At 75.7% G+C, this 11639-nt stretch carries 11 protein-coding genes; 9 read left to right on the top strand and 2 right to left on the bottom strand.

Going from position 1 to position 11639, the window contains the following annotated elements; all coding sequences use genetic code 11:
• Positions 1 to 64 precede the first annotated feature (64 nt).
• The 3 genes from GCU56_RS21430 to GCU56_RS21420 all read left to right on the top strand — a co-directional run bounded on the left by GCU56_RS21430 (position 65) and on the right by GCU56_RS21420 (position 1644).
• Positions 65 to 874 (top strand): aquaporin, encoded by an 810-nt coding sequence (locus tag GCU56_RS21430; protein ID WP_163484108.1) that lies wholly within the window; start codon positions 65 to 67, stop codon positions 872 to 874.
• Positions 875 to 957: 83 nt separating this feature from the next.
• Positions 958 to 1254, top strand: a complete 297-nt coding sequence (locus tag GCU56_RS21425) for a hypothetical protein (RefSeq protein WP_163484107.1) — start codon at positions 958 to 960, stop codon at positions 1252 to 1254.
• A 69-nt stretch (positions 1255 to 1323) separates the two neighbouring features.
• Positions 1324 to 1644, top strand: a complete 321-nt coding sequence (locus tag GCU56_RS21420; RefSeq protein ID WP_163484106.1) for a CDGSH iron-sulfur domain-containing protein — start codon at positions 1324 to 1326, stop codon at positions 1642 to 1644.
• Between the two features lie 6 nt (positions 1645 to 1650).
• Here the strand turns inward: GCU56_RS21420 and GCU56_RS24890 are convergent, their stop codons facing one another.
• A complete protein-coding gene (locus tag GCU56_RS24890; protein ID WP_163484105.1) occupies positions 1651 to 3201 on the bottom strand; it encodes a methyl-accepting chemotaxis protein in 1551 nt (516 codons plus the stop codon).
• Between the two features lie 160 nt (positions 3202 to 3361).
• Positions 3362 to 4372, bottom strand: coding sequence for an iron-containing redox enzyme family protein (locus tag GCU56_RS21410; RefSeq protein ID WP_163484104.1), 1011 nt, complete (start codon positions 4370 to 4372; stop codon positions 3362 to 3364).
• Positions 4373 to 4447: 75 nt separating this feature from the next.
• Between GCU56_RS21410 and GCU56_RS21405 the strand changes: the two genes are divergently transcribed.
• The 6 genes from GCU56_RS21405 (at position 4448) to GCU56_RS21380 (ending at position 11547) form a co-directional block, all read left to right on the top strand.
• Positions 4448 to 5296 carry an SDR family oxidoreductase gene (locus tag GCU56_RS21405; protein ID WP_163484103.1) on the top strand — a complete coding sequence of 283 codons (849 nt, stop codon included), beginning with the start codon at positions 4448 to 4450 and terminating at the stop codon, positions 5294 to 5296.
• A gap of 152 nt (positions 5297 to 5448) precedes the next feature.
• Positions 5449 to 7191 (top strand): bifunctional metallophosphatase/5'-nucleotidase, encoded by a 1743-nt coding sequence (locus GCU56_RS21400; RefSeq protein WP_163484102.1) that lies wholly within the window; start codon positions 5449 to 5451, stop codon positions 7189 to 7191.
• A gap of 160 nt (positions 7192 to 7351) precedes the next feature.
• Positions 7352 to 8212 carry an FAD binding domain-containing protein gene (locus GCU56_RS21395; RefSeq protein ID WP_163484101.1) on the top strand — a complete coding sequence of 287 codons (861 nt, stop codon included), beginning with the start codon at positions 7352 to 7354 and terminating at the stop codon, positions 8210 to 8212.
• A complete protein-coding gene (locus GCU56_RS21390; protein WP_163484099.1) occupies positions 8212 to 8682 on the top strand; it encodes a (2Fe-2S)-binding protein in 471 nt (156 codons plus the stop codon). The genes GCU56_RS21395 and GCU56_RS21390 overlap by 1 nt, the downstream gene beginning before the upstream one ends.
• A complete protein-coding gene (gene pucD / locus GCU56_RS21385; protein ID WP_204332617.1) occupies positions 8679 to 10976 on the top strand; it encodes a xanthine dehydrogenase subunit D in 2298 nt (765 codons plus the stop codon). The genes GCU56_RS21390 and pucD overlap by 4 nt, the downstream gene beginning before the upstream one ends.
• 25 nt (positions 10977 to 11001) lie before the next feature.
• On the top strand, positions 11002 to 11547 hold the full coding sequence (locus GCU56_RS21380) for a DUF1353 domain-containing protein (protein WP_163484098.1): 546 nt from the start codon (positions 11002 to 11004) through the stop codon (positions 11545 to 11547).
• Positions 11548 to 11639 lie beyond the last annotated feature (92 nt).

Below are 11639 nucleotides of genomic sequence, written 5' to 3'. Positions count from 1 at the left end.
GCCCGCATCGCGGCCGCCGCCGGGTGGCACGGGGGAGCGTGTGCGGTCGTCGCGGAGGTCGCCCGTGTCCGCCAACCTCACTCGTTCCGTGGTCGCCGAGTTCCTCGGTACCGCCCTGCTCGTGTTCGTCGCGGTCGGCTCGGCCGTGGCCGGCTTCGAGCAGCTCGGTCCGACCGGCGTGGCCCTGGCCTTCGGCCTGGTGCTGCTCGCGCTGGCCTACGGGATCGGCCCGGTCTCCGGCTGCCACGTCAACCCGGCGGTCACCCTGGGCGTCCTGCTCTCGCGCGGGATGACCGTGGCCGAGGCCGGCGCCTACTGGGCGGCCCAGTTCGCCGGGGGCATCGCCGGTGCCGCGCTGCTGCGGCTCCTGACCAGCTCCTTCGGCGACGTCACCGACCAGACCGGGTCGCTGGGCAGCAACGACTGGGGCGCCACCATCAGCGCCGGCGGCGCCTTCGTCCTCGAGGTGCTGCTCACCTTCGCGTTCGTCCTCGTCATCCTGCTGGTCACGGGGAAGGCGACGGCACCGGGCTTCGCGGGCCTGGCGATCGGCCTGGCCCTCACCGCGGTGCACCTGGTCGGCATCCCGCTGACCGGCACGTCGGTCAACCCGGCCCGCTCGCTGGGCCCCGCCCTGTTCGCCGGCGGAGACCCGCTGGCGCACGTGTGGCTGTTCCTCGTCGCACCGCTGGTGGGCGCCGTCCTGGCCGTCCTGGTGGCGCGGGTGCTCGCCGTCCCGCTGGTGTCCGAGCAGGCCGCGACCGGTCCGCTCCCCGCCGATCGCACCGGCGCCGAGCTGCCGGCCGACGCCGTCCCGACGTCGCGGGAGGCCTCTCCCGACGAGCGCGGGGCCCGGTCGCAGCCCAGCCGGTGAGCACCGGCGGGCGGGCCTTGCCCGGGGGCGGCGACCGGGCGGACCATGGAGGGGCACCCGGGGGGTCCTGGGAGGGAGAGGCGATGAGCAGCACGGCACCCGACTCGCCGCGGTCCGCGAGGGAACCGGCCGTCATGTCAGCAGCGGAGAAGCTCATGGCCGAGTGGGAGGCCCGGCACGACGTGGCCGCCCGCGGTCGCCGGGTCGATCCGGCGGCGGCGCTCCAGCACTACCTGAGCCACTCGCGCTGCGACGAGGGAGGTCGGCACCCCGACCGTCCCGCCCGGTCGGCGCACCCGCACGGGCGGGCCGCCGACAGGTTCGCGGCCGAGCACCCGCTCACGGCCTCGCTGCTGCGCTGGGGCGAGGACCCGCGCTGACCCGTCCCGCCCACCGACCGGCCGGGTGACCGGCGTGTGCGGCCGGACCCGGCTGGGCAGGGGAGGAGCGTGTCGCGCCCTTCCCCCGCCCCGCCGGACCCGGCCGAGGACGACGCGCCGGCCCCCGGGGGCGGTGCCACCATCACGCCCTACCGGGACGGTCCGCTGATCGTCCGCGGGGACTTCCGGCTGGTGGACCAGGACGGATCGCCGATCGACCCCGGCCGCGGCACCGTCGCGCTGTGCCGGTGCGGGAAGTCCGGCATCAAGCCCTTCTGCGACGGCACGCACAAGCGGGCCGGGTTCAGTGCGCCCAGCGCACCGGCCCGGCCCCGCCCGGCCGCCCGCATCCCGCGCGACGGCGCCGCCCCGGGGCCGGACCCCGCGTAGACCGGCTCAGCGGCGCGCCTCGAACGCCTTCGCCATCTGCTCCTGCTCCTCGAGCACCTCGCCGATCCGGGCCTGCACGGCGTCGAGCTGGCCGATCACCTCGCTGGTGGCGTGGATGCCGGCCGACACCGAGCTGGTGCTGGTCTGGATGCCGGTGATCTGGGTCGACACCCGCTGGGTGGCCGCGGCGGTCTCCCGCGCGAGGTCCTTGACCTCGCCGGCGACGACGGCGAAGCCGCGGCCCAGCTCGCCGGCGCGGGCGGCCTCGATGGTCGCGTTGAGCGCGAGCAGGTTGGTCTGGTCGGCGATCGAGGAGATGATCCGGATGACGTCGCTGACCGACGCCGAGGCCCGCCCCAGGGCCTCCACCTCGGCGGTCATCGACGACGCCTTGCCCACGGCGCTCTCGGCCACCCGCCCGGCGTCGGCCGCGGCGTCGCGGAGCCGGGCGACGGTCTCGAGCAGGGCGCGCGAGTTGGCGGCGTCGGCCTCGGCCCGGCGGAGGATGTCCAGCCGCTGGGAGACCAGCTGCTGCACGTTGCGCAGCGCCGAGGCGCGGGACTCCGACAGGTCGATGGTCTCGGTGGCGAAGAAGTCCATGGTCCCGACCACCTGGCCGTCGGCCATGATCGGGAAGCAGACGCCCGAGCGGACGCCGGCCCGCTGGGCGGCGGGGGCCCGCACGCAGTCGGTGACCTCGGCGAGGTCCCGGACGAACACCAGGTCCCGGGCGCGCCACGCGCGGCCGGAGAGGCCCACGCCCTCGGCGAAGCTGGCCCCCAGGGTGACCTTCCGGAACTCCTCACCGGCCGAGCCGGACTCCACGCTGAACCGCAGCACGTCGGATGCCTGGTCCAGCGCCCAGAACGAGCCGTACGCCCAGCCGAACGCGGTCCGCACCGTCTCGAGCGCGGTGCGCAGCGCCGACGCCTCGTCCTGCGCCTCCCCGACCTTGCTGACGACGGTGGTGACCGCCTCGCGGTCGTCGAGGGTCTCCCGGAGCTGGCCGGCGGTCAGCGCCTGGCGCCGGGCGTGCGCGGCGACGCGGGAGATCGCCTTCCACTTCTCCGCCCGCCCGCCGAAGAAGGGCAGGTCGCCGCGGGTGTGGTACTCCTGCAGCGCGACGACGCGGCCGGCCTCGATGACGGGGAGGAAGCAGCCGCGCCGGGCGCCGGCCGCGGCCGCGCTGTCCCACCGGTGGCAGGCGGTGCGGTCCGACGTCCCGTCGCAGACCACCTCGGCCTTGTCCCGGACCGCCTGGCCGCCGAACCCGTCGCGGGTGGTCATGCCCGTCCCGGCGGGCCAGCGCTTCGCCATCGCCGGGGCCAGCTCGCCGACCTCGGCCTGCAACCGGAAGGTGCCCTCGGCGTCGGGCAGCCACACGGCGCCGTAGGCCATGTCGAGGGCGCCGACGAGCGCGGTGAGGACCTTGACGTGCGCATCGGTCTCGCTGGAGACGCCCTGGTCGAGGACGGCGAGCACCTGCTCCAGCGCCTCGACGTCCCGGGGCATCGGCTGCGGCGCGGTCGGGCTGGGGGCATCGCTACGCCGCCACATGGAGGTCCTCCGTGGTCCGGGACGGGTGGGCACCGGGCGTGGAGGGGCCGGTGGTCCGGCGTCCGCACCCTCCCGGTGGTGTCCTGCAGACCATCGGCAGGCGACGGCCGGACTGCAGTCGGGCCGGTGCCGATCCGGTCCGGCGCGGTCCGGTGGCGGCTCAGGCAGCCAGCGGGCGCCGCCGGTGCAGGCCGGTCCCGCCGGACTCCCAGGCGCCCAGCAGGTGCCGGGCGGTCAGGCCGTCGACGGCGAGGGAGCACGCCGCACCGAACAGGACGTCGCCGATGAGGGCGGGCTCCGCCGCCACGAGCGAGCCGCACATGTCGACCGCGGCGATCTGCTCGTGGACGGCGTCGGCCTCGACGTGCTCGTCGTAGAACACGCGGGTGGACTCGCCGAACCCCAGCCGCCGCAGGCCCACCGAGTACCGGCGGGAGGGCTCGGACGAGGTCATCTCCACGGCGGTGAGGTGTCCCAGAGCGGCGCCCCGCCACCGGCGGTGCAGGCCGAACAGCGACATCGTGTTCGTCGAGGTGAAGGCCGGAGCGGGTGCGGCGTCCCAGAGCGCGCCGTACCCGGCGTCGAGGTCCAGGTCGCGCATCAGCCCGGCGAACAGCTCGCTGTGCATCCGTGCGGGATCGCCGCCGCCGTACTCGTCGGCCTGGATCTCCACCATCGCCGCCTTGGCCCGGCCGGTCAGGCGGGGGATGGCGAAGGTGTGCGGGTCGCCCTCCTTGAGGTGGTAGACCGACCGCAGCGTCAGGTACTCCCGCCACTGCTCGAGCGTCCCGTGACGGGCGAGGTGGGACGACAGCGACGGCCCGTCGTCGGCGGCGATCAGCGCCGCCAGCTGCTCGTCGACCGGCTCCGCGGTGACCGGCAGCTCGCCGACCAGGTCGCGCAGCGCCCCGGCGTGCCGGCGTTCCAGGTGCGCCCGCAGGCCGAGCAGGGCCGGGTCCCACTCCCACGCGTCGTCGATCTCGTCGAAGCCGCGGTAGTGCAGCTCGTAGCACACGGCCAGGGCCAGCTGCAGGTCGTCGTCGACGAGTGGCTCGGCCGACGCGACGGCGGTCCGCCGCGCCAGCTCGACGGTGGCGGGGGACAGGACGCCACCGAGGAGGTCGGCGCGCAGGGCGGCGGTGAGCGGGCCCCGGGGCTCGGGCAACTGCATCCCCTGACCATGCCCACCACCTGGCCACTCGATGCGCCAGGGGCGTGTGATGTCCCTCCGGGGTAGGACACGAGGATGAGCCCACGCACCCAGGACCGCGTCGTCCTCGTCACCGGCGGCAGCGCCGGCATCGGCCGCAGCACGGTGGCCCGTCTGGCCCGGGACGGGGCGCGGGTGGTCACCTGCGCCCGCGACGGGGACCGGCTGGCCGAGGCCCTCGCCGGGTGGGACGGCGTCACGGGGGTCGTGGCCGACGTCGCCGACGCCGGTGACCGCGCCCGCCTGCTGGCCGAGGTGCTCGAGGCGCACGGTCGCCTCGACGCCGTCGTCCTCAACGCCGGCCTCGGCTGGGCCGGCCTGGTGGAGGACATGCCCGGCGACGCGGTCGAGCGCCTGGTCGCGCTCAACCTCACCGGCGTCATCGAGCTGACCCGGCTGGCCCTGCCGCACCTGCTGGCGTCGGCGGCGGCGCGCGGCCGGGCCGACGTGGTCACGGTGGCCTCGGCGGCGGCGTGGTCGCAGGTGCCCCCGCTGACGGTCTACTCCGCCACCAAGGCCGGCGTCCACGGCTTCGTGTCGGGGCTGCGGCGGGAGGTGAGCGCCCGTGGTGTGCGGGTGCACACGGTCAACCCCGGGCCGGTGGCGACCGAGTGGCTGGCCCGCGGGCACGGCTCCCCACCCGCCTCGGACGCCGACGCCCCCGGGCGGCTGTCCCCCGGCATCCAGGCCGACCGGGTGGCCGCACAGATCGCCGGCTGCCTGACCTCGCCGTGGTCGAGGACCGTCGCCGTGCCGCGGTGGATGGGGCTGGCCCGCCTGGGGGAGGTCCCGCCGGTGAACCGGCTGCTCGACCTGGTGCTCTCCCGCCAGACCGGGCGGATCCGCCGCGTCGCCGCGCGCATGGTCGAGGAGCGCACCCGCTGACCGTTCCCGAGGCCCCCTTGACGGACCGGTCCGCTCCGCGCACGGTGAGTTGTCCGGACGGCGGCACCGCCGTCCCCGCGCGTTCACGTCCGGCCGCGAAGGTCGGACCCGGACCGGGAACGGTCCGCTGCCCGCCACCGCCTGGAGAGCTGATGCCCCGAACCGCCCTGCAGCGCGCGACCGTCACGGCCGCCGCCACCACCACGCTGGCCGCGCTGACCGTGGTGGGCGCGCTGCCTGCCTCCGCGCATCCCCAGCACCGCCCCGACCATGCCGGCCCGGACCCGGTCGAGGTGCAGCTGCTGGCGATCAACGACTTCCACGGCAACCTCGAGCCGCCGTCGGGGTCCAGCGGGCGCATCCAGACCGGCGTCGCCGCCGACGGCACCGCCCAGACCGTCGACGCGGGCGGCGCGGAGTTCCTCGCCACCCAGCTCGCCCAGCTGGCGCAGCAGCAGAAGGAGGACGACACGATCACCGTCGCGGCCGGGGACCTGATCGGCGCCTCGCCGCTGCTGTCGGCCGCCTTCCACGACGAGCCGACCATCGAGTCCCTCGGCCTGGCCGGGCTGGACTACGCCAGCGTCGGCAACCACGAGTTCGACGAGGGCGCCGAGGAGCTGCTGCGCATCCAGGACGGCGGCTGCCACCCGGTCGACGGGTGCGCGGACGGCACGCCGTACGAGGGGGCGGACTTCCAGTACCTGTCGGCCAACGCGTTCGTGACCGAGACGCAGGAGCCGCTGCTCCCGCCCTACGCGATCGAGGAGGTCCGGGGCGTCCGGATCGGCTTCATCGGCATGACCCTCGAGGGCACCGGCGCGATCGTCAGCCAGGAGGGCACCGCGGGGCTCGAGTTCCTCGACGAGATCGAGACGGCCGACCGCTACGCCGCCGAGCTGCAGGCGCAGGGCGTCGAGGCCATCGTCGTCCTGCTGCACGAGGGCGGCGTCCAGAGCGGGGAGAACGCCTGGGACGTCAACGGCTGCACCGGTCTCACCGGCCCCGTCGTCGAGATCGCCGAGGGCATGAGCGACGCGATCGACGTCGTGGCCAGCGGGCACACCCACCAGGCCTACAACTGCGACATCGACGGCAAGCTGGTCACCAGCGGCAGCTCCTTCGGCCGGCTGGTCACCGACATCGACCTGTCGATCGACCGGCGCACCGGTGACGTGCTCACGGCCAGTGCGGAGAACGTGGTCGTGACCCGAGACGTGCCCGCCGACCCGGTGCAGACCGAGCTGATCGCGCGCTACCGCGAGGCGCTGGGCCCGATCGCGAGCGAGGTCGTCGGCACGGCCGCCGTCGACCTGACCCGCACGCAGGAGCCCCTGGACGCGGGCGCGGAGTCGACCCTCGGCAACGTCATCGCCGACGCCCAGCTGGCGGCCACGACCGGGGAGGGTGCGGTAGCGGCGTTCATGAACCCCGGCGGTGTGCGCGCCGACCTGCTCGCCGGCGAGGTGACCTACGAGGAGGCCTTCACCGTCCAGCCCTTCGCCAACAACCTGGTGACCCTCGACCTGACCGGCGCGCAGCTCAACTGCGTGCTGGAGGAGCAGTTCCAGGAGGCCAAGGTGCTCTACGCGTCGGCGACCGTCTCCTACGACGTCGACCCCGCCGGGGTCGCCGCCCCCGCCGACGCCGACCCGTGCACCGGTACCCGGGTCGTCGACTCCACCGTGACCATCGGCGGCCAGCCGGTGACCGCCGAGGGCACCTACCGGGTCACGGTCAACAACTTCCTCGCCGGCGGCGGGGACGGGTTCTCCGTGCTCACCGGCGGGACCGACCCGGTGACCGGCCCGATCGACCTGGACGCGTTCACCGCCTACCTCGGCGCGAACTCGCCGGTCGCCGCCCCCGCCCTGGACCGGATCGGCACCGTCTGACCCTCCGACCCGTCGGCGGCGGTCCCCGTGGGGGGCGCCGCCGACGGGCGTCCGGGTGGAGTCGCGGTCCTCGCCAGGGCCCGCGACGCGCTGGTCCCTGCTCGTCACGTTCCTCGTGCACAGTGCTGGTGCCGACCGCGGGGGACGACGAGGGGGACCGATGGACTTCCTTCAGCCGACGACCTGGGGGGACGCGCTGGCGGCCCGCGCCGAGCGGCCCGACGCGCTGGCGATCGCGGGTGGCACGGACGTGATGGTCGACCTCAACTTCGACCGTCGCCGGCCCGGTGCGCTGCTGGACCTGACGCGGATCGCCGAGCTGCGGGAGTGGGCGACCGACGGCGACGCCGTCCGCCTGGGCGCCGGCGTTCCGTACGCGCGGGTGATCACCGACCTGGGCACCCAGCTGCCCGGCCTGGCGATGGCGGCCCGCACGGTGGGCTCCCCGCAGATCCGGGCGCGGGGCACCGTCGGCGGCAACCTCGGCTCGGCGTCCCCGGCCGGCGACGCGCATCCGCCGCTGCTCGCCGCGGGCGCGCAGGTCGAGGTGGCGTCGGCCGCGCGCGGAGCCCGCCGGGTGCCGGTCGCCGAGTTCTACACCGGGGTCAAGCGCAGCGTCCTGGCCCCCGACGAGCTGATCGCCGCCGTCCTGGTGCCGCGGGCGGCCGGCCCGCAGCAGTTCTGCAAGGTGGGCACGCGCAACGCCATGGTGATCGCGGTGTCGGCGTTCGCCCTGGCCCTGCACCCCGACCGGCACGCCGTGGGCACCGGCATCGGCTCGGCCGCCCCGACCCCGCGCCGGGCGCCCGAGGCCGAGGAGTTCCTCGCCGGCGAGCTCGACTGGGCTTCCCGCGGGCCGCTGCCGGGGACGGTGGCCGCCGAGTTCGGGCAGCGGGTGGCCGCGGCGGCCTCGCCCATCGACGACGTCCGCGGCACCGCGGCCTACCGCCGGCACTCCCTTGCGGTGATGGCCCGCCGCGCCGCGACCTGGGCCTGGGACGACCTGAGGAGGGCCGCCTGATGCGCGTCGTCACCACCGTCAACGGCACCGAGCAGGTGGCCGACGACGTCTGGCCCGGCGAGAGCCTGCTCTACCTCCTGCGCGAGCGCCTCGGCCTGCCCGGCGCCAAGAACGCCTGCGAGCAGGGCGAGTGCGGCTCCTGCACCGTCCACCTCGACGGTGAGCCGGTGTGCGCCTGCCTGGTCGCGGCCGGCCAGGCGATCGGCCGCTCGGTGACCACGGTCGAGGGCCTCTCCGGCGCCGACGGGCTCCATCCGGTCCAGCAGGCGTTCGTGGAGGCCGGCGCCGTGCAGTGCGGGTTCTGCACGCCCGGGCTGGTGGTGATGGCCTCCGACCTGCTCGCCCGGGTGCCGCGGCCCACCGACCCGGAGATCCGCGAGGCGCTGGCGGGGAACCTGTGCCGCTGCACCGGCTACGAGAAGATCCTCGACGCCGTCCGGCTGGCCGCCTCCCGGCAGGCGCGGCCATGACCGCCGTCGAGACCGACGCCAGGGCCACCGGCCGCCTCGGCGCCGGGCGGGTGGGGGAGGACGCCCAGCGCCCCGACGGCACGCTCAAGGTCACCGGCGAGTTCGCCTACGCCAGCGACCTGTGGCACGACGACATGGTCTGGGGCGTCACGCTGCGCTCCCCGCACCCGCACGCCCGGATCCGCCGGATCGACGTCACCGAGGCGCTCACCGTGCCGGGCGTGACCGCCGTCCTCACCGCCGACGACGTCCCGGGGGAGAACGCCTTCGGCCTCGAGCACGCCGACCAGCCGGTGCTCGCCGCCGACGTCGTCCGCTACGAGGGCGAGCCGGTGGCGCTGGTGGCGGCCGACCACCCCGAGACCGCCCGCCGCGCGGCCGCCCGCATCCGCGTCGACTACGAGGTGCTGCCCGCGCTCACCGACCCCCGCCGGGCCCTGGACGAGGACGCCCCGCCCGTCCACCCCGGCGGCAACCTGGTGCGTCACCTGCCGCTGCGTCGCGGCGAGCAGGGGCGGACCGCGCCGGTGGTGGTGAGCGTGGACGTCGAGGTCGGCATGCAGGACCAGGCGTTCCTCGGGCCCGAGTCGGGGCTCGCCGTCCCGGCCGAGGACGGCGGCGTGGACCTCTTCGTCGCCACCCAGTGGCTGCACGTCGACCAGCGGCAGATCTGCCTGGCCCTGGGCATGCCGCCCGAGAAGGTGCGGGTCACCCTGGCCGGCGTCGGCGGCGCGTTCGGCGGCCGGGAGGACCTCTCGGTGCACGTGCACGCCTGCCTGCTGGCCCTGCGCACCGGCCGGCCGGTGAAGATGAGCTACGGCCGGGAGGAGTCCTTCTACGGTCACGTGCACCGGCACCCGGCGTGGCTGAGCTACGAGTTCGGCGCGGAGCCCGACGGCACGCTGGTCTACGCGCGGGCGACGGTGCTCCTCGACGGCGGTGCCTACGCCTCCTCGACCGGCGCGGTGGTCGGCAACGCCGGCACCCTCGGCCTGGGCCCGTACCGCATCCCGAACGTGACGGTGGACGCCTACGGGGTGTTCACCAACAACCCGCCGTGCGGGGCCATGCGCGGCTTCGGCTGCGTGCAGGCGGCCTTCGCGCACGAGGCGCTGATGGACTCCCTCGCCGACGCCGTCGGGGTCGACCGGGTGGAGATCCGGCGTCGCAACGGCCTGCGCGAGGGCGACCGCAACATCACCGGCCAGGTCATCGACTCCGCGGCGCCGGTCGCCGAGCTGCTCGACCGGGTCGCCGCGCTGCCGCTGCCCCCGCCGGCGGACACCTCCGACATCCGCGCCCTCCCGGGAGCGGTCGGCAACACCACCCACGGCGAGGGCGTGCGGCGCGGGATCGGCTACGCGGTCACCTACAAGAACGTCGGCTTCTCCGAGGGGTTCGACGACTACTCGACCGCCCGGGTGCGGTTGCAGGTGACCGGCGGCGAGGCCGTGGCGACGGTGCACACCGCCGCCGCCGAGGTCGGCCAGGGGCTGGTCACCGTCCAGCAGCAGATCGCCCGCACCGAGCTGGGCGTACAGCAGGTCGTCGTCGTCCCGGCCGACACCAGCGTCGGCTCCGCGGGGTCCACCTCGGCGTCCCGTCAGACCTACGTGACCGGCGGGGCGGTCCAGGCCGCGTGCGCAGCGGTGCGGACGGCGGTGCTGCAGCGCGCGGCGGTCGCCCTCGACCGGCCGCTGACCGGACTGCGGCTGGACGGGGAGGAGGTCGTCGGCCCCGGAGGTGAGGTGCTCACCGGGCTGGCCGACGTCCTGGGCGACGACGCGGTCGAGGAGACCCGGGAGTACCGGCACCGGCCCACCCATGCCGTCGATCCCGAGACCGGGCAGGGCGACGCGCACGTGCAGTTCGCCTTCTCCGCCCACCGGGCGGTGGTCGACGTCGACGTCGAGCTGGGCCTGGTCAAGGTGGTCGCGCTGGACACCGCGCAGGACGTCGGCAGGGCGATCAACCCCGACGCCGTCGTCGGGCAGATCCACGGCGGGTCCGCCCAGGGCATGGGGCTCGCGCTGATGGAGGAGGTCGTGGTGACCGACGGGCACGTGCGGAACCCGTCGTTCACCGACTACCTGCTGCCCACCATCCTCGACATGCCGCCGATGCAGGTGGAGGTGCTCGAGTACGCCGACCCGCACGCGCCCTACGGGGTCCGCGGTGTGGGGGAGCCGCCGACGATCTCCTCGGGGCCCGCTGTCGCCGCCGCGGTCCGCGACGCCTGCGGCCGGCCGCTGCGCCGGGTGCCGATCCGCCCGGAGCACATCACGGGTGTCTGAGGGACGGCCCGGGTAGGGGCCGGCCGTGCCCTTCGAGTCCGCCGAGCTCGTCGTCCGGCGGGTCGACGCCGCCACCTGGGCGGTCGTCGACCCGCTGGTCTACCGGGGGAACCGGGACCGCTTCGTCGTCCCGGCCGGCTTCCGCACCGACTTCGCCACCGTGCCGCGGCTGGTCACCTGGCTGGTCCCGCGGTTCGGGGCGTTCACCCTCGCCGCGGTCCTGCACGACTGGCTGTGCACCGAGGGCATCCGCTCGGGCGCGGTGACCTCCCGGCAGGCCGACGGCCTCTTCCGGCGGGTCATGCGGGAGAGCGGCGTGCCGGTGCTCCGGCGGTGGCTCATGTGGGCCGGCGTCCGCTGGGGTGCGCTGACCTCCGCGCTGCGGCGGCCGGGGTGGGCGTACAGCGCCCCCGGGGTGCTGGCCGTCTCGGTGCTGGCCGCGCCGGTCGTCGTCCCCCCGGCGCTGGCCATCGTCCCCGGGCTGCTCGTCTACGCCCTCGCTGAGTGGGTCGTGGGACCGTTCGCGCCGGCCGGGCCCGAGCGGCTGGTGGTCCCCACGCCGGAGGGCTGAGCGGGTGGTGCGGGCGGGGGCGGGTCGAGCAAGCTTGCGGCATGACCGATTCCTCCGGGCCGCCGTTCCGTGCCGATCACGTGGGCAGCCTG

This window comes from Geodermatophilus sabuli, from assembly GCF_010686765.1.
GTDB lineage: Bacteria > Actinomycetota > Actinomycetes > Mycobacteriales > Geodermatophilaceae > Geodermatophilus > Geodermatophilus sabuli_A.
Note: the sequence above shows the minus strand (reverse complement) of the source record. Positions and strands in the feature narration are given on the sequence as shown.